The 16,508-nt window shown below is 70.0% G+C and carries 17 protein-coding genes; 12 read left to right on the top strand and 5 right to left on the bottom strand.

What is annotated here, in order from left to right; genetic code table 11:
• Window positions 1-22: 22 nt before the first annotated feature.
• Window positions 23-457 (bottom strand): SRPBCC family protein, encoded by a 435-nt coding sequence (locus tag ACIBGM_RS07780; protein ID WP_396384847.1) that lies wholly within the window; start codon window positions 455-457, stop codon window positions 23-25.
• 130 nt (window positions 458-587) lie between these two features.
• On the opposite strand from ACIBGM_RS07780, the gene ACIBGM_RS07775 reads away from it, so the two are divergent.
• From ACIBGM_RS07775 to ACIBGM_RS07760, 4 genes are all read left to right on the top strand, one after another.
• Window positions 588-1,064, top strand: coding sequence for an Hsp20/alpha crystallin family protein (locus tag ACIBGM_RS07775; protein ID WP_396384846.1), 477 nt, complete (start codon window positions 588-590; stop codon window positions 1,062-1,064).
• A gap of 25 nt (window positions 1,065-1,089) precedes the next feature.
• A complete protein-coding gene (locus ACIBGM_RS07770) occupies window positions 1,090-1,755 on the top strand; it encodes a hypothetical protein (RefSeq protein WP_360525003.1) in 666 nt (221 codons plus the stop codon).
• 204 nt (window positions 1,756-1,959) lie between these two features.
• Window positions 1,960-2,694, top strand: coding sequence for a sigma-70 family RNA polymerase sigma factor (locus tag ACIBGM_RS07765; RefSeq protein ID WP_396384845.1), 735 nt, complete (start codon window positions 1,960-1,962; stop codon window positions 2,692-2,694).
• A gap of 163 nt (window positions 2,695-2,857) precedes the next feature.
• Window positions 2,858-3,634 (top strand): hypothetical protein, encoded by a 777-nt coding sequence (locus ACIBGM_RS07760; protein WP_396384844.1) that lies wholly within the window; start codon window positions 2,858-2,860, stop codon window positions 3,632-3,634.
• On the opposite strand, the gene ACIBGM_RS07755 is transcribed toward ACIBGM_RS07760, so the two are convergent.
• Window positions 3,628-5,085 carry an alpha/beta hydrolase gene (locus tag ACIBGM_RS07755; protein ID WP_396384843.1) on the bottom strand — a complete coding sequence of 486 codons (1,458 nt, stop codon included), beginning with the start codon at window positions 5,083-5,085 and terminating at the stop codon, window positions 3,628-3,630. The genes ACIBGM_RS07760 and ACIBGM_RS07755 overlap by 7 nt on opposite strands.
• A 112-nt stretch (window positions 5,086-5,197) precedes the next feature.
• Between ACIBGM_RS07755 and ACIBGM_RS07750 the strand changes: the two genes are divergently transcribed.
• Together ACIBGM_RS07750 and ACIBGM_RS07745 are read left to right on the top strand one after the other, a co-directional pair.
• A complete protein-coding gene (locus ACIBGM_RS07750) occupies window positions 5,198-6,310 on the top strand; it encodes an NAD(P)/FAD-dependent oxidoreductase (protein WP_396384842.1) in 1,113 nt (370 codons plus the stop codon).
• A 12-nt stretch (window positions 6,311-6,322) separates the two neighbouring features.
• On the top strand, window positions 6,323-7,384 hold the full coding sequence (locus ACIBGM_RS07745; protein WP_396384841.1) for a hypothetical protein: 1,062 nt from the start codon (window positions 6,323-6,325) through the stop codon (window positions 7,382-7,384).
• On the opposite strand, the gene ACIBGM_RS07740 is transcribed toward ACIBGM_RS07745, so the two are convergent.
• On the bottom strand, window positions 7,377-8,288 hold the full coding sequence (locus tag ACIBGM_RS07740) for a MarR family transcriptional regulator (protein ID WP_360525021.1): 912 nt from the start codon (window positions 8,286-8,288) through the stop codon (window positions 7,377-7,379). The two genes, ACIBGM_RS07745 and ACIBGM_RS07740, sit on opposite strands and share 8 nt — an antisense overlap.
• A gap of 183 nt (window positions 8,289-8,471) precedes the next feature.
• Between ACIBGM_RS07740 and ACIBGM_RS07735 the strand changes: the two genes are divergently transcribed.
• From ACIBGM_RS07735 to ACIBGM_RS07720, 4 genes are all read left to right on the top strand, one after another.
• Window positions 8,472-9,344, top strand: a complete 873-nt coding sequence (locus tag ACIBGM_RS07735) for an ABC transporter ATP-binding protein (protein WP_360525024.1) — start codon at window positions 8,472-8,474, stop codon at window positions 9,342-9,344.
• Complete coding sequence (locus tag ACIBGM_RS07730) at window positions 9,341-10,183, top strand: ABC transporter permease (RefSeq protein WP_360525027.1); 843 nt, start codon at window positions 9,341-9,343, stop codon at window positions 10,181-10,183. Before ACIBGM_RS07735 ends, ACIBGM_RS07730 begins: the two co-directional genes overlap by 4 nt.
• 112 nt (window positions 10,184-10,295) lie before the next feature.
• Window positions 10,296-11,312 (top strand): zinc-dependent alcohol dehydrogenase family protein, encoded by a 1,017-nt coding sequence (locus tag ACIBGM_RS07725; protein ID WP_360525030.1) that lies wholly within the window; start codon window positions 10,296-10,298, stop codon window positions 11,310-11,312.
• A gap of 202 nt (window positions 11,313-11,514) precedes the next feature.
• The gene (locus ACIBGM_RS07720) at window positions 11,515-11,778 is read left to right on the top strand and encodes a hypothetical protein (protein ID WP_360525033.1); all 264 of its coding nucleotides are present in this window, start codon (window positions 11,515-11,517) and stop codon (window positions 11,776-11,778) included.
• Between the two features lie 20 nt (window positions 11,779-11,798).
• Here the strand turns inward: ACIBGM_RS07720 and ACIBGM_RS07715 are convergent, their stop codons facing one another.
• The gene (locus ACIBGM_RS07715) at window positions 11,799-13,166 is read right to left on the bottom strand and encodes an FAD-dependent oxidoreductase (RefSeq protein WP_396384840.1); all 1,368 of its coding nucleotides are present in this window, start codon (window positions 13,164-13,166) and stop codon (window positions 11,799-11,801) included.
• A 71-nt stretch (window positions 13,167-13,237) separates the two neighbouring features.
• Here ACIBGM_RS07715 and ACIBGM_RS07710 point away from each other — a divergent pair, with 71 nt between their 5' ends.
• Both ACIBGM_RS07710 and ACIBGM_RS07705 read left to right on the top strand, forming a co-directional pair.
• Window positions 13,238-14,134 carry an AraC family transcriptional regulator gene (locus ACIBGM_RS07710; protein WP_396384839.1) on the top strand — a complete coding sequence of 299 codons (897 nt, stop codon included), beginning with the start codon at window positions 13,238-13,240 and terminating at the stop codon, window positions 14,132-14,134.
• A 44-nt stretch (window positions 14,135-14,178) separates the two neighbouring features.
• Entirely contained in the window at window positions 14,179-14,997 is an 819-nt protein-coding gene (locus tag ACIBGM_RS07705; protein ID WP_396384838.1) for a MerR family transcriptional regulator, read from the top strand.
• On the opposite strand, the gene ACIBGM_RS07700 is transcribed toward ACIBGM_RS07705, so the two are convergent.
• Window positions 14,981-16,507, bottom strand: coding sequence for an alpha-N-arabinofuranosidase (locus tag ACIBGM_RS07700; RefSeq protein WP_396384837.1), 1,527 nt, complete (start codon window positions 16,505-16,507; stop codon window positions 14,981-14,983). The genes ACIBGM_RS07705 and ACIBGM_RS07700 overlap by 17 nt on opposite strands.
• Between the last annotated feature and the right edge of the window lies 1 nt (window position 16,508).

The raw sequence follows: 16,508 nt of genomic DNA, 5'->3' as shown, positions 1-16,508 counted from the left end.
CCGGTACCCGCGCGGGGCGATCTCAGTGCTGCCGCTCGGCCAGTAATGCGAGCCGGCGCAGGGTTTCGTGGTTGCGGACGCTCAGGATCGGGTCGACCAGACTGTGCGGGAGCGCGGCGGCCGGTCCCTTGACTGCCTGCTCGCGCATGACCAGGTGGCAGTCGCCGTCACGGTCGGTCGCGACGAACTCGACCTGGCCCTCGCCGGTCGGCCAGGCGCGTACGCGGAGTTGCAGGAAACGCAGTGGCTCGTACTGCTGGACGGTCGTGGTGTCGTCGATGACCAGCGGCCAGATCCCGACCGAGTGGTGCAGGCTGCGACCGGGCTGCGGGAACCCCTCCTCGACGTCCCGCACCCGGGATGCCCCGACCACCCAGGCGGCGTACGTCCACCCGTCGGTCAGGATCGCGAATACGTCGGCCACGGGCGCCCGGATCAACCATTCGTTCTCCGTCATGCGCCGCCTGTACCCAGGCCTGAAGCGTTGTCAACGTTCTGGTGACATGGGACTTGTCAACGGATCGATGACATGCTAGAACATGAAATGCGTGTTGACACCGACTGTCGATGAACCTGGAGGTGGAACGATGTTGATGCGCACTGACCCGTTCCGGGAGTTCGACCGGCTCGCCCAGCAGTTGACCGGTGCGGTGTCACCGGGGACGTGGTCGCGGCCGAGCCCGATGCCGATGGACGCCTACCGGTCGGGTGACGATTACGTGATCGTGTTCGACCTGCCCGGAGTGAGCCCGGACGCGATCGACCTCGACATCGAGCGGAACGTGCTGACCGTGAAGGCGGAGCGCCGTCCGGCCGCGCTGGACGAGGACGTCGAGATGCAGGTGGCGGAGCGACCGCTCGGGGTGTTCTCGCGGCAGTTGTTCCTCGGTGACACCCTCGACGCGGACCGGATCAGCGCGTCGTACGAGAACGGCGTGCTGACGCTGAAGATCCCGGTCGCCGCGCAGGCCAAGCCGCGCAAGATCGCGGTCGCCGGCGGTGAGACCGGCAGCCGGACCGTGACCGGGGAGACTGTCGGCGACAGCAAACAGCTCGACGCCTGACCGCCGACGCCCGACAGGAGTTCCGATGGCACAGCCCGATACGCCCGCTCCGGCGGCGGCTCTGGAACTCTTGCTCGAGGTGCTGGGGAGGTTGCCCTCCGCCCCGAACGTCCCCGGGGTGGAGGGCGATTCCGCCGCGGACGAGGTGCTGGACGCGCTGGTGGCGCTCCGGGAACTGCGCGAGCAGCTGAACGGCTGGGAGCCACGGCTGATCGAGGCGGCCCGGGCCGCCGGGATCAGCTGGATCCGGCTGGCCCCCGTGCTCGGCGTCTCCAGCCGGCAAGCCGCCGAACGGCGTTATCTCCGGCTCAACCCGCACGCGTCGCAACCGGAACTGAACGGCGAGCAGCGGGTGCAGGCGGCCCGGGACGAGCGGGCCGGCGACCGCGCGGTCGCGAGCTGGGCCCGGGACAACGCTGCCGACCTGCGCAGGCTCGCCGGACAGGTCGCGGCACTCGACGGGCTCGACGGTACGGCGCAGGCGAGTGTCGACGCTGTACACGATGCCCTCGGCAACAACGACTCGGCCGCTCTGCTCGCGCCGCTCGCCGCGGCGGGCGCGCAGCTCGGCAAGGATCACGAGGCGCTGGCCGACCGCATCACCGAGGTCGGCGCCCGCACCGACGAGGCCCGCCGCACGAGCCGAACCCGCCACAACGACACCCAGCCCGCCCCCACAGACAAGGCATAGGGTCGCGCGCGTGTCGCGCGCATGAGTTCTCGCCAGGTGGGGTACGGGCGAGATTGCAAGGGCATGACCGTGGTCCAGATACGTGCCACGCCGTGACTCACCGTCGCGAGGTCATACCAAATGGTCACCGTAGAACAGCAGGTTCCTGTTCAGTGTTCGACCGCGGCCGATCGGGCCGCCCGGGAAGCAGCCACCCGACAGCTGATGGAGCGCAGGGCTGCCAGCATCGACGAAGCAGAGCGGCAACGGCTGCTCGAAGAGGTCGTCGAGCTCAACATCGAGATGGCCCGCGGGATCGCCCGCCGGTTTCGAGGCCGCGGGGCCGAGGCGGACGACCTGGAGCAGGTCGCGTACCTGGGCCTCGTGAAGGCGGCCCACCACTACCGCCTCGACGCCGACACGCCGTTCATCGGGTTCGCCATCCCGACCATCCGGGGCGAGGTGAAACGCTACTTTCGCGACTGCGCGTGGACAGTGCGGATCCCGCGCCGGCTGCAGGAGATGCAGGGCACGATCGCGACCAAGCTGCCGCTGCTCGAGCAGCAGCTGAACCGCGAGCCGACGCCGGCCGAGATCGCCGCGCACCTGGACGTCGAGGTCAGCGAGGTCGAGCAAGCGCTCGCTGCCAAGGGGTGTTTCAACGTCCTGTCGCTGGACCGCCCGTCCGACGTGGACGCCGACCTGACGCTGGCCGACGTGGTCGCCGACACCGAGGACGGCAGCATCGACCAGCTGGAGACGGTCGAGATGCTGCAGCCGGTGCTGTCCGAGCTCGGGCCGCGGGAACGCCGGATCCTCCAGTTGCGGTTCGTCGAGGGCTGGACCCAGTCCGAGATCGGCCGCGACATCGGCGTCAGCCAGATGCAGGTCTCCCGGGTCCTCCGCAAGATCCTGGACGACCTCCGCACCAAGCTGGCCCCGCTCCCGGCCGCCGCCTGACCCGCACGCCGGTGCTTGCCCGGGGCAACCCCGGGCAGGTGCCGGCTGCCCGTGACGCCGGGTGGGCGTTCGTCGTTCATCTGTCCGTGCTCATGGTGGGGACTCACCCGCCCGGGATGGTCACGCCGGGCCCCGGGTAGTTGCACAATGGGGGAAACGACGGATGGAGTCGGTGGTTTTGGCGTTCGGGATGTTCAGGACAGTGCCCGCGGACGCGGTCACCATCGTGCGGTCGTACCCGCCGATGGTGGTCTGCTTCGCGGCCGCGTTGACCGGAACGGCGCTGGTCTTCGACGTCTTCTACCTGATCGCGAGCCCCGGGCTCACGCTGGCGCTGGTCTACACCGTGCCGGTCCTGGCCGGTCTGATCGCCGGTCTGGTCGCGGCGGCCGACGACTTCGGGCTGGAGCGTGCGGTGCTCCTGCGGACGGTCGGGGTGGCGGTCGCCTTCGGCCTCACCAACGCGGTCGTCGTGGCGATGCTCGCCGCGATGCGCCGGACCGACCCGACGAACTGGAAGGCCGGTGGCCAGGCGGTGCTGTTCGCCGGGTGCACGGTCGCCGCGGTCGCCATCTCGATCGTTGCCGTCAGCAAACTGATCGACGTACTGGGCCTCGAGCTGCGGACCAAGCTGCGGCGCCGCCCGGTCCGGGTCCCGGTCGCCGCGGTGGCGGTGGCGGCGGCCCCCCGGCCCCGGGCGAGCAAGGAGTCCGCCGCCCGCGCCCAGCCCGTGCCGGTCCCGGCGCCACCACCACCGACTCCGGACGACGAGGAGACGATCCACATCTACGTCCCGCCGCCGCCGAAGATCGTGGATCTGGAGGAGGCTCGTCCGGTCAGCGCTAGCGAGTCCACCGGCCACGCCGACCGGCTGGTCCCGCGAGTACGTCGTACTGCGACCCGCCGTGCGCACAAACCCGGTCGGCGTCCCGGTCAGTAGCAGGTCTGGTCGGTGGCCGGGAGGCGGCCGCTGATCAGGTAGGACACGACCCGGTTGTCGACGCAGTCGTTGCCGTACTCACCGAAGACGCCGTGCTTGCGCGCGTTCTTCAGGGTCAGCAGGCGTGCCTTCGTCAGGCCCTTCTGCAGTTGCGCGGCGTTCGCATAGATCGCGCGCGGGTCGCCGTCGGCCGCGACGATCAGCGCCGGCTCCCGGTTGGCGATCCGGGTCAACGGCTCCTGCGGCTGCACCGGCCAGAACGCGCACGGCGAGATCATCCGGGTGAGCGAACCGAAGTACGGCTCGGCACGCCGGTGCTGCTGGATGTCGCGCCAGTAGGTCTGCGGATCCCGCGAGACCGCCCGGTCGCCACACGGGATGGCGATCTGCGCGCTGATCAACTGCGAGAACGCAGGGGTCAGCAGCAGCTCGAGGAACCCGCCGAGCTTCTCGCCCGGCTCGACCGGCCCGTTGGTGGCCGCGAGCAACGTCTGCACGAACTCGGCGTACGTCGCCCGGGCCGGATCACGGTCGTCAGCCAGCGGGCCGAACAACACCATCGGCATCGACCCTTCGTCGAGCGTGTACTTCCCGATCCGTAGGCCCTTCTCGGCCGTCACCTGGTAGATCCGGTCGATCTTGGCCAGCACCTGCGCGGTCGTCGTACCCAGTTGGTACGTCGAGTGCCGGGCAGCCGCCCAGGTCGCCCAAGCACGCAGTGCGGCCTCGTTCGCCGGGCCGACGTCCCGCAGCAGCTGCGGTCCGTACTTCGACGGATCCATCGGCCCGTCCAGGACGACGCGATCCGTGCGGCCGGGGAACAGTTGCAGGTAGACCGCGCCGAGGTAGGTGCCGTACGAGTAGCCGAGGTATGAGATCTTCTCCTCGCCGAGCGCGATCCGGACCTGGTCGATGTCCCGGGCAGTGTTCCGCGTGGTGATGTACGACAGCACCGATCCCGCGTTCTCGGCGCACCGCGCGGCGATGTCGGCCTGCTGGCGGGTGGAACGCGCGAACGACGACCGGTCGCTGCCGCCGGACCACGGCCAGCCCGCCAGCGGGAGCTTGCAGTCCACCGGCGTACTGCGGCCGACGAAGCGCGGATCGAGTCCGATCAGGTCGTACCGCGACCCGGCTTCCTTCATCGCGACCCGCAGCCGCAGCGGCATCGTCAGCCCGGGACCACCCGGACCGCCGTCGTTGAGCACCATCGCACCGATCCGGTCACCGGTCGCCTTCAGCCGCGACATCGCGATGGTGATCTTCGGCCCGTCCGGCCGGCTGTAGTCGAGCGGCACCTTCAGCTCACCACACTCCGCCCCGGCCTCATCGAGCGCAGCGCCCTCGGCGTCGGCTTCGTTGAGCTGACAGTGGTGCCATTGGATGGCGGGCGGTTCTTCCGTGGCATGCGCCGTACCCGACAACAGCGCCAAGACCAGTAGCAGTTTCATCGATCCTCCTCGAAGTCACTCCCGACGCTAGAGATCGGCACGCCCCGGCACAGTGCGCCTGAGACCCGCTTGGAGGTCGCGTGCGCGCTACCGCTTCGCGACACTGGGAGGCGTGTGGGATCTCGTGGTGGTCGGGGCGGGGCCGGCCGGGGCTTCGGCGGCGTTGGGGGCGTTGGCCGTGGATCCCGGCCTGTCGGTGCTGCTGCTGGATCGGCACGAGTTCCCGCGGGACAAGGCGTGCGGGGACGGGATCGCGCCGCACGTGTTCGACCTGCTGGCCGAGGTCGGGGTGACCGGCATCGTCGACGACTGGACGCCGGTACGGCGGTTCACGCTGACCCGGGGCCCGGTCGGGGTCGACCGCGACATGGCCCGGCCGAACTGGGTGGTGCCGCGGACCGTCTTCGACCAGCGGCTCGCCGAGGCGGCCCAGGCCGCCGGGGCAGATCTGGTCCGGCGTCGCGTCCGCGGGATCAGGGTCGCCAAGGACTTCATCACTGTGGACGGTGAGCTCGAGGCCCGGTTCGTCGTCGGCGCGGACGGCGCGCATTCCGTCGTACGGCGGGATCTCGGGGTGCCGCCGGGACCGGTCGCGCTGGCGATCCGCGGGTACGCGCCGACCCCGCCCGAGCGGGCGGCGAGCCAAGTGATCGCTTACGGTCCGGGCCGGCAACCGTCGTACGCCTGGTCCTTCGACCGTGGCGACGGCTGGTCGAACGTCGGGTACGGCGAGCAGCTCACGGCCAGTCGCCCCCGCCCGACCCGAGCCGACCTGCTCGCGCACCTGGAGGAGTTGCTGCCCGGAACAACCGACGGCGGGAAGTCCTGGTGGGGTCACCATCTGCCGCTGTCGAGCTGGTCCTGGCGTCCGCAGTCAGGCCCGGTGATGCTCGCCGGTGACGCCGCCGGGCTGATCAACCCGATGACCGGCGAGGGCATCTACTACGCCGTCGCGACCGGTCTCCTGGCCGGCCGAGCGGTCGCCGAGGCACTGCACGACAACAGCACCGACGCCGGTACGTCGTACCGTCGCCAGACGAGCCGCCTGCTGGCGAAGCACCTCCGGCACACCGCGCTGACTGCTCAGCTCACGCGCTCTGCCCGCGTCCTCGACGCCGGTATCCGCGCCGCCGCGAACGATCAGGCCATCTTCGACGACCTGGTCGAGCTCGGGCTCGCCGACGGCCTCATCACCGGCCGCCTGCTGCGCTCGCTGGTCGTGTGACATCGTGAGCGAGTGGACTTTCCGACGACTGCGTGGCAAGGGGTTGAGCTCGAGCAGCGGCTGGCGTGGGCGCGGCGCTGGATGCAGCGGACCGCTGCGGCGGCCGGGCGGTTGCCGGACATGGCGTCCGTGCGGCTCGCGGTCACAGCGCACCTCGATCTGAAGTCGGCGCTGTTCCTCCAGGCGTACCGGGAGGCCGGGGCCGCGGTGATCGTGCACCCGGCCGATCCGGCGACGACCCGGCCGGACATTCAGCGACTGGTCGAGACCTGGGGGATCGAGGTCACCGACCCGGGCGCCTGTGTCGAGTGGGCTCCGACGCACACCGTCGAGATGGGCGGCGACATCGTGGTCGAGGCCGCCGCGCGCGGGTACGACGGCGTCGTCGCCGGGATCGAGATGACGCGGACCGGGCTCAACCGAGTCGCCGAGCTGGCGTTGTCCTACCCGGTGTTCGACCTGGACGGCGTACCGCTGAAGAACCAGTTGCACAACCGGTTCACGGTCGGCACGAGCACCTGGCACACGGTCGTCGCCCGGACCCAGCTCTCACTGAACGGCCTCGACATCCTGGTCGTCGGATACGGCGAGGTCGGCGCCGGCCTGGCCCGTACGGCGCGGGGCCTCGGAGCGATCGTGCAGGTCGCCGAGGTCGATCCGGCCCGCGCGCTGGTCGCGTCGTACGACGGCTTCGAGGTCGTCGAGCTCGGTGGTGACCGGGCCGACATCGTGGTCACCGCGACCGGGCGGACCGGGACCGTCTCCGCGGACGTGATCCGCGGCCTGAAGGACGGGTGTCTGATCGTCAACGCCGGTCACTCCCCGGACGAGCTCGACCTCGAGGCGCTGGGGGCCGGCGAGCCGGCGATCCCGTCGGTCACGAGTCATCGGGTCGGCGGCCGCGAGATCCTGCTGTTCGCCGGCGGGCACGTGGCCAACCTGGCGGCGGGGGACGGCGACAGCCTGAACGCCTTCGACATCACCGCCGCGTTGATCGTCGACTCGGCCGGCTGGCTGGTGGCTCACGGCAACGAGTACCCGGCCGGCATGCACCCGTACCCAGGTCCTAGCTGAGCGCTGCCAGCTGCTCCGGCGAGAGCCGGGTCGGCGTCGGCACGGCCGTGTAGGTGTCCGCCGTCGGCTGGTCGAGGACGACCGGGTCGGTGTACTCGTCGTACTTGGTCGCATTGACGAGCGCCTCGGTGATGCGCTCAGGTGGCCAGCCCAAGGCTCCGGCCAGCTCGTCCGCGGTGAGCGGACGGGTCGCGTGCAGGAGCGCGGCGAGCACGGTGAAGGCGTCGTCGATGACCTCGAAGGCCGGCCCGCCGGCCATGTCCTCGCCCAAGCGGTGGAAGAAGTCGGCCATCTTGCCCAGGCGAACACCCGCAGGTGACTCGGAGCCGAGCAGTTCGGCGCCTTCGGCGGCGGTCTCGGCCCAGTTCAGGTTGGTGCGGGCGCTGACCTTCCAGGCGTGCACCCAGACGTCCTCGGCGATGATGTAGTGCTGGAGCCGGCGGCGTGGGTCGGGCTCCCGATGGATCATGCCGACCTGCTCCAGGTAGCCGACCGCCTTGGAGACCGAGGCCGGGCTGACCCGGAGGACCTGGACCAGTTCGGGCGCGGTCAGGCTGCTGGTGTCGGCGGTGTACAGCTGCGCGAGGACCCGGGCCGCCATCCGCGGGAGGCCGCCGTCGACCATCATCGCGGCGAAGCGCTCGGCGAAGTCCTGTACGACCGCCCGATCGCCGGCCGGCGACGCGTCCCGACCGGCCGGCCTACTCCGCCGGGCCCGTGAGCTCGTGGCGTAGTGGGCGTGGTCGGCCCGGTAGCCGTGGGCGCCGCCGTTCCGGGCGACCTCGCGGCTGACCGTCGACGTCGGACGGTCCAGCTCGCGGGCGATCTCGGCGTACCCGAGCCCGGACTCCAGGCCGGCCGCGATCCGCTGCCGGTCCTCGTGCGTCAGCCTGCCACCCGGCATCCGCGCCTCCTCAGTGCGTTCATCGTCAGCTCATTGCAACGGCCGGTTGCATTCGATCTCATCGTCATTGCACAGATTGCCACGTTTCGCCCCGAAAGTCAGGCGATCACGCCCTGAGAGGCGTTGCCGGGTACCTGAACGCAACGTAGCTTTCAGGAAATCGGAAACGAAAGGAGCCGCCTCATGGTGCTGGCGGTGGACGGCCTGCGGATGCGCTACGGCGACATCGAGGTCCTGCACGACGTCTCGTTCCAGGCCCGGCACGGCGAAGTCGTCGCCCTGCTCGGCCCGAACGGCGCCGGGAAGAGCACGACCATCGAGATCCTGGAGGGATTCCGGCTGCGGTCGGCCGGAACGGTCGAGGTGCTCGGCGTCGACCCGGCGCACGGCGACGAGCGCTGGCGTTCGCGGCTCGGCATCGTGCTGCAGTCCTGGCGCGACCACGGCAACTGGCGAGTCCGTGAGCTGCTGCACCACCTCGGCACGTACTACGCGCCGTACTCGACAAGCACCATCGATCGCCCGTGGGACGCCGACGAACTACTGGCTGCGGTCGGCCTCACCGATCACGCTGGCCAGAAGATCAGGACCCTGTCCGGCGGCCAGCGGCGCCGGCTCGACGTCGCGATCGGGATCGTCGGCCGGCCCGAGGTGCTTTTCCTGGACGAGCCGACCACGGGGTTCGACCCGCAGGCCCGCTACGACTTCCACGACCTGGTACGGCGCCTCGCCGCCGAGCACTCGACCACGATCCTGCTCACCACCCACGACCTCGACGAGGCGAGCAAGCTCGCACACCGGATCCTGATCCTCACCGACGGCCGGATCGTCGCCGCCGGTTCGCCGGCCGAGCTCACCACGCTGATCGCCGGCGACGACGAGGTCCGCTGGACCATCGACGGGCAGCACTTCCGCAGGTCCACCGCCGACTCGACCGAGTTCGTCCGCGCCCTCTTCACCCAGTACGGCGCCGCCGTCCGCGACCTCGAAGTACGGCGTGCCTCCCTGGAGGACACGTATCTCGCGCTGGTGCGTGGAAAGGAGCCGGTCGCATGAACGCGTCCGCCGTCCGGGCCGGGTGGAAGCGCGGCCTGATCGAGCTGCGCCAGTCCTTCACCAACGGGCCCGAGCTGTTCAGCCACTTCCTCTGGCCGCTGCTGATGCTGGTCGCGTTGTTCTTCCTGCGGGACCGGGACTTCGGCTCCACCGGCTTCCTGCTCGGCGCGCTCGCGTTGCCGAGCATCCTCGGCATGAACGCCGCGATGGGCATGGTCAGCATGAGCCAGCAGCTCACCGCGGACCGCGAGGACGGCACGCTGCTGCGGGCCAAGGCGACCCCGAACGGGATGCCGGGCTACCTCGCCGGCAAGGTCGTCTCGGTGGCCGGCGGAACGCTCGCCGACCTGGCCATCCTGCTGATCCCCGGCCTGCTCATCGTGGAGGGGCTTGCGCTCGGCTCGGCCGCGGGCTGGCTGACCCTGGTCTGGGTGCTGGTGCTCGGGATGGTCGCGACGCTGCCGATCGGTGCGGTCCTCGGCTCGGTCTTCACCACCGCGCGGTCGCAGGGGCTGATCCAGCTTCCGGTGCTCGGCCTGATCGCGATCTCCGGCATCTTCTACCCGGTCACCGCGCTGCCGGACTGGCTGGAGTGGATCGGCCAGCTGGGCCCGATCTACTGGATGGGCCTTGGGATGCGGTCGGCACTGCTGCCCGACAGCGCGGTCGTCGTCGAGATCGACGCCTCCTGGCGGCACCTGGAGACGGCCGCAGTGCTCGGCGTCTGGGCGGTGATCGGGCTGGCCGTCGCTCCCGTCGTACTCCGCCGGATGGCCCGCCGGGAGTCCGGCTCCAAGGTCGCCGAGCGCCGCGACCGGGCCCTCCGACGAGTCGCCTGAAGCGTTTTGAAAGGGGTGTTGAGCCTGACGACCCGGATGCGCCGGACCCGGACGAGGAGGAACCGTGGTGGCGACAGGAGACCGGCGGCTGAACGTCTGAGATGGTCGGAGGATGGGCGACCAGATGGACGTGTGGGCGGTGCAGCGGCCCGGGCCGATCGACGACGGGCCGTTGCAGCGGGTGCGCCGTCCGGTGCCGGAACCGGGGCCGGGAGAGGTGCTGGTCAAGGTCGAGGTGTGCGGGATCTGCCGGACGGACCTGCACCTGTGTGAGGGCGACCTGGAGCCGCGGCGGCCGGGCGTCGTACCCGGTCATCAGGTGGTGGGATCGGTGATTGGGCGTGCACCCGGGGCCGAGCGGTTCGCAGTGGGGGATCGGGTCGGGATCGCGTGGCTGCGTGGGACCTGCGGGTCGTGCGAGTTCTGCCAGGCGGGATCGGAGAACCTGTGCCCGCGGTCGTCGTACACGGGCTGGGACGCAGACGGCGGATTCGCCGAGTACGCCGTCGTGCCGCAGGACTACGCGTACGCGCTGCCGGCCGACCGCCCAGCCGCGGAGCTGGCGCCGTTCCTTTGTGCGGGGATCATCGGTTACCGCTCGCTGCTGCGGGCGAATCTCCCGCCGGGCGGCCGGCTCGGCATCTACGGGTTCGGCTCGAGCGCGCACCTGACGGCCCAGCTCGCGACCGCGCAGGGCGCCGAGCTGTTCGTGATGACCCGCGGCGAGCGGAACCGGGAGCTGGCCCGCTCACTCGGTGCCGCGTACGTCGGTGAGACTGCCGATCGACCGCCCGTCGCGCTGGACTCGGCGATCGTGTTCGCTCCGGCCGGCGAGGTCGTGCCGTACGCCTTGGAGGCGGTGAGGCCTGGCGGGACGGTCTCGGTGGCGGGGATCCATCTGACCGACGTCCCGCAACTGAACTACGAGCGTCATCTCTTCCACGAGCGCGACCTGCGCAGCGTCACCTCCAACACCCGGCGGGACGGCGAGGAGCTGTTCCGGCTGGTCGCGCGGCTGCCCGTCCGCGCTCACACCACCGTGGTCCCGTTCGACGCTGTCGACCGGGCGCTGTCCGACGTCGCGAACGGGCGGGCAGCTGGCTCGCTGGTCGCCGTACTTAACGTTTGAACCGTTCGGGGCCGCAGTTCGTTAGAACTGGGTGAAGATTCAATCCGGGGTGGGGTCGGGGCTTCAGCGCGGACGACTAGCTGCGTTAGATTTGATCAAATCCGACTGGGCTATCAGGGGAGTGTGAACGCCATATGCGAGGTCTGACCAGGCAGGTGTGGTCGGTCCTTGCGGCTGCCTTCCCGGCGCGACAGGTTGGGCAGTGCTGAGCAGGGTTCTCGGCGCGGTGGGTGTGGTCCTGCTGATCGCCGGGGTGGTGTTCGCCGTCCGTCCGGTCACCGTGGACGGCCGGGACTGCGGTTCGGTCTTCCAGCCGGACAAGGGGATCACGCCGATGCAGTGCGACCCGCGCCTGGACGCCCGCGGTGACGTCGTGGTCGGGCTCGGGACCGGCGGCGTCGCCCTGATGCTGACCGGATTCGCGGTCGCCGCCGTCCGCGACCGCCGGACCCGCGTCGCCTCCTGAGCCACCCGCTCACCAGTGCGTCAGTCTGCGCGCACGATCGTTGCTAGGACCTCGTTGAATGCCTCGGTCGACGACGGGTGCGTGTAGATCGAGTCGCGCAGCTCGGCCGCAGTGATCCGGTGCCGCATCGCCAGCGCGACCGTGTTGATCAGCTCCTGCGCATCGACGCTCAGCAGCGCCGCGCCGAGGATCTCGTCGGTCTCGGCGTCGACCACGAACTTCATCATCCCGCGGGTCTCCTCGACGATGTACGCCCGCGGCATCGCGACGATGTCGGCCACGTTCTCCAGCGCGATCCGGAGCCGGTAGCCGGCCGCGCGGGCCGTCTGCTCGGTCAGCCCGACGGTGGCCAGCGGCGGTGACATGAACAGCGTCTGCGGTACGCCGACCCGGTCGGCGGTGGACCGCTTGCCGCTGCCGAGCAGCTGGTCGAGCACGATCCGGCTGTCGTCGAGCGAGATGTAGGTGAACTGCGGGCCGCCGTTGACGTCGCCGAGGGCGAAGATGTGCGGCTGGCTGGTGCGGAGGTACTCATCCACCTCGATCGCCCCGCGTTCCGTCGTACGCACGCCTGCCTTGTCCAGCCCGAGGCCGGCGGTGACCGGAGCGCGGCCGGTGGCGGCCAGGATTGCGTCCACCATGAGCGTGTGCTCGCGGCCGTTCCGCTCGTACACGACTGTGTCCTCGCCGCGGATCTCCAGGACGTCGGCGCCGGTGACGAGCTCGATGCCGTCGGCGGACAGGATCCCCGCTGCCGCGGCGGCCACGTCCTCGTCCTCGCGGCCGAGGATCCGCGCCGCCGACTCGAGCACCGTCACCTGGGCGCCGAACCGGCGGTAGATGGACGCGAACTCGATGCCGAGGTAGCCGCCGCCGATGACCGCCAGCCGGCCGGGCAGCCGGGTGGTGTGGATCAGGTCGACGTTCGTGACGGTGCGCGGGCTCTCCCGTAGTCCGGGGATGTCCGGGATCACCGGCTCCGACCCGGTGTTGACCAGGAAGGTCTCGCCGGTCACCCGCAGATCATTGCCAACAGCAACCGTATGCGGATCGACGAAGCGGGCTTCGTCGGTGAGCACGGTGATCGTCTCCGCGCCGTTCAGAGCCTCGTAGTTGCCGGCCCGGAAGGTCGAGGTGAGTTCGCGCACCTCGCCGATCGCGTGCTCGAACCACTCCTGGGGCGGGTCGTCCGGGCGCCGCTTGCCGGAGTGGTGCACCAGCGCCTTGGTCGGCACGCAGCCGACGTTCGGGCAGGTGCCGCCGTACATCTGGTCGGAGCGCTCGATCAGCACCACCCGTTTCCCGGCCCGGCCGAGCGCGGCCGCGGCCACCTTGCCGCCCTTGCCGAACCCGATCACGACCACGTCCGCTTGCAGGGTAGAAGTCATGAGGTTGAGTTTGGTCGCTAGCATTGAGACGCAACAGCTCTTTTCGGCGCAATTTTCTGCTCAGGAGTCTCATGGACACCATCACGCGGCTCATCGAGCTGGCCCGGCCGGCGGCAACGGTGGACAAACGCTGCCTGCTGGCGGGCACGACCGAGATGAAGATCGCGCCGTACGGCGACACGGAAGCGGCGTTCCATTTCGTCCTCGCCGGCGAGTGCACGCTGGAGCTCCCCGGTCGTACGGTCCAGCTGAAGGCCGGTGACGCCGTCCTGCTCGCGAGCAGTCCGTCCCACACCATCCGTACGCCGGGCGCGGGCCGGGTGCGGCCGTCGGTCCAGACCCCGGGTACGGCGTTCGACACGATCCGCAGCCCGTCGGACGAGGAGCCGGTCACCGACATCTTCTGCGGCCGCTACACCGTCGGCTCGCGGTCCGGCGGACTGCTCTTCCGCAGCCTGCCGGATCCGCTGGTCGTGTCCTTCGATCCGGATGACGAGGCAGTCCGGACGGTGAGCACCCTGATGCGCGTGGAGGCCCTGGCCGAAGGACCAGGTACGGCGGCCATCCTCAACGCACTGTCCTGTGCCCTGTTCGCGATGATGCTGCGTCGCGGCGACCTGGCCGGGGTCGCGCCCTGGACCGCGGTCACCGACTCCCGGATCGCAGCCGGCATCGACGCCGTACTGCAGGATCCCGGCGCCGACTGGACCGTCGAGCGGCTGGCCGAGGTGGCCGCGATGTCCCGGGCGACGTTCGTCCGGCACTTCGGCCGGCACACCGGGACGACAGTCGCCGGGTTCGTGACGACGGTGCGGATGATGGTCGCGGCCGACCTGCTCACCGACCGCGACCTCACTGTCGCGGTCGTCGCCGATAGGGTCGGTTACCACTCGGAGTCGGCGTTCACCAAGGCCTTCCGGGACGCCACCGGCCAGACTCCCGGCCGGTTCCGCCGGGGCATTTCCTGATCAGCCGTTGACCTTGACACCGTGTCAACCGGAAAGGTGGGGGCATGTTCACCATCGGGGACTTCGCGGCATTCGGGCAGGTTTCGGCCCGGATGCTCCGGCACTACGACGCGATCGGGTTGCTCCGGCCGGCAGTCGTCGACGCGGCGACCGGGTACCGCTACTACACGGCCGCGCAGCTCAGCCGGCTGAACCGGATCATCGCGCTGAAGGATCTCGGGTTCAGCCTGCAGCAGGTGCACGAGATCGTCGACGCCAAGCCGTCCACGGAGGAGCTGCGCGGCATGCTCCGGCTGCGGCGGGCGCAACTCGAGGACGAGCTGGCGCGGAGCGCGTCCCAGCTCATCAGTGTCGAGGCGAGGCTCCGGCTGATCGAGAAGGAGGGTCACATGCCCACTGACGACGTCGTACTGAAACACATCGCCCCGACCCGGGTCGCCCAGCTCACCGCGCTCGCCAAGAGCTACGAAGGTGAGGACATCGCCCCGGTCATCCAGCCGCTGTTCGGCCAGCTCATGGACCGCCTCGGCGCGGCCGGCGTGGTGCCGTCCGGTTCACCGCTCGCGTACTACGAGGACGCCGAGGACGACCAGATCCTCGTGCACGCCGCCGTACCCGTCGACGCCGACACAGTGGCCGACGTCGACGTGCACGAACTACCGGAGCTCGAGCAGGCCGCCACCATCGTGCACCAAGGAGACATGTACGAGGCGGACCGCAGCATGCAGACACTCGCCCGCTGGATCGAGGACAACGGGTACCGCAGCCAGGGCTACGCCCGGGAGGTGACGCTGCAGTTCGACCCGGAGAACCCCGCCAACTGGGTGCACGAGTTCCAGATCCCGGTCACACGTCCAAACTGATCGTCGCGAACGAGTGCGGTGGCAGCGTGACCCGCAGGCCACGCGGGTCCGCTGCCAGGTCGGTGAGCGCCACCGGGGCCACCGCCCCGGGATCCGTGGGGGTGTTGTGCGTCTGCGGCTTCGATGCCGTGAGCAACCGGCCGGCCGGGTTGCGGAACTCCGCGCCTCGCAGGTCCAGTACGACGTCCGCCGGCGAGCTCGGGTCCAGGTTGCTGACCGAGATCAGCGCCTTGCCGTCCTTCGCGCTGGCCGACGCGGACAGCAGGTCCATCGTCTTTCCGTCCAGCTCGTACGGCTCCGGCTGCTCGACCAGGTGCACCGGGACCGACGTCGCGTCGTGGTGTCCCTTGTTCATCTCGAACACGTGGTACGTCGGGGTGAGCACGAGCCCACCGCCGTCGTCGGTCAGCAGCATCGCCTGCAGCACGTTGACCGTCTGGGCGATGTTGGCCATCACCAGCCGGTCCGCGTGCCGGTGGAACACGTCGAAGTGCACGCTCGCCACCAGCGCGTCCCGCAGCGCGTTCTGCTGGAACAGGAACCCGGGGTTGGTACCCGGCTCGACGTCCCACCAGGTGCCCCACTCGTCCAGCACCAGGCCGACCTTGCGTTCCGGGTCGTAGGCGTCCATCACCGCGGAGTGGCCGCGGATGATCCGGTCGATGTCCTGCGCCTTGATCAGCGTCCGGTAGTAGTCGTCGAGCGCGAACTCGGTCGCGCTGCCCTTGCTGTCCCAGCTGCCGGCGATCGTGTAGTAGTGGAACGAGATCGCCTGGAAGATGTTCTTCGGCTCCCGGCCGCAGCCCAGGCAGCTGATCGCCTTCATCAGCGCCTCGGTCCAGGCCAGGTCGTAGTCGGACGCTCCGGCCGCGATCCGGTAGAGCTTGTTGTCGCCGTAGCTGCGGCAGAAGGTGGCGTACCGGCGGGCCAGGTCGGCGTACGCCTCGGCGCGCATGTTGCCGCCGCAGCCCCAGGTCTCGTTGCCGACACCCCAGAACGGGACCTTCCACGGCTCGTCCCGGCCGTTCGCCTTGCGCTGCCGGACCATCGGGCTGTCACCGTCGCGGGTCAGGTACTCGACCCACTCGCTCATCTCCTGGACGGTCCCGCTGCCGACGTTGCCGTTCACGTACGGGTCGGCGCCGAGCAGCTCGCACAGCGCCATGAACTCGTGGGTGCCGAAGTGGTTGTTCTCCTCGACGTTGCCCCAGTGCGTGTTGATCATCGACGGGCGGTCGGCCTTCGGGCCGATGCCGTCCTTCCAGTGGTACTCGTCGGCGAAGCAGCCACCCGGCCAGCGCAGGTTCGGGATGTCCAGCGCCTTCAGGGCCTCGACCACGTCGAGCCGGATCCCGCCCTCATTCGGCAGGCCGGAGTCCTCGCCGACGTAGAAGCCGCCGTAGATGCAGCGCCCCAGGTGCTCGGCGAAGTGGCCGTACAGGTGCCGGCTGATGGTCGGTCCGGAAACGTCCAGGTCGATCACGACCCGTGACGACGATGCGTTCGACAAC

The sequence above is a fragment of the Kribbella sp. NPDC050470 genome, from assembly GCF_044458365.1.
Lineage (GTDB): Bacteria > Actinomycetota > Actinomycetes > Propionibacteriales > Kribbellaceae > Kribbella.
This window is presented reverse-complemented; position numbering and strand designations above follow the sequence as displayed.

Bases quoted from the DNA above. Each gene is read 5' to 3' on its own strand.
- ACIBGM_RS07780 (WP_396384847.1), bottom strand. From the start codon at position 457: ATGACGGAGAACGAATGGTTGATCCGGGCGCCCGTGGCCGACGTATTC.
- ACIBGM_RS07775 (WP_396384846.1), top strand. From the start codon at position 588: ATGTTGATGCGCACTGACCCGTTCCGGGAGTTCGACCGGCTCGCCCAG.
- ACIBGM_RS07770 (WP_360525003.1), top strand. From the start codon at position 1,090: ATGGCACAGCCCGATACGCCCGCTCCGGCGGCGGCTCTGGAACTCTTG.
- ACIBGM_RS07765 (WP_396384845.1), top strand. From the start codon at position 1,960: ATGGAGCGCAGGGCTGCCAGCATCGACGAAGCAGAGCGGCAACGGCTG.
- ACIBGM_RS07760 (WP_396384844.1), top strand. From the start codon at position 2,858: ATGGAGTCGGTGGTTTTGGCGTTCGGGATGTTCAGGACAGTGCCCGCG.
- ACIBGM_RS07755 (WP_396384843.1), bottom strand. From the start codon at position 5,085: ATGAAACTGCTACTGGTCTTGGCGCTGTTGTCGGGTACGGCGCATGCC.
- ACIBGM_RS07740 (WP_360525021.1), bottom strand. From the start codon at position 8,288: ATGCCGGGTGGCAGGCTGACGCACGAGGACCGGCAGCGGATCGCGGCC.
- ACIBGM_RS07735 (WP_360525024.1), top strand. From the start codon at position 8,472: ATGGTGCTGGCGGTGGACGGCCTGCGGATGCGCTACGGCGACATCGAG.
- ACIBGM_RS07730 (WP_360525027.1), top strand. From the start codon at position 9,341: ATGAACGCGTCCGCCGTCCGGGCCGGGTGGAAGCGCGGCCTGATCGAG.
- ACIBGM_RS07725 (WP_360525030.1), top strand. From the start codon at position 10,296: ATGGGCGACCAGATGGACGTGTGGGCGGTGCAGCGGCCCGGGCCGATC.
- ACIBGM_RS07715 (WP_396384840.1), bottom strand. From the start codon at position 13,166: ATGACTTCTACCCTGCAAGCGGACGTGGTCGTGATCGGGTTCGGCAAG.
- ACIBGM_RS07710 (WP_396384839.1), top strand. From the start codon at position 13,238: ATGGACACCATCACGCGGCTCATCGAGCTGGCCCGGCCGGCGGCAACG.
- ACIBGM_RS07705 (WP_396384838.1), top strand. From the start codon at position 14,179: ATGTTCACCATCGGGGACTTCGCGGCATTCGGGCAGGTTTCGGCCCGG.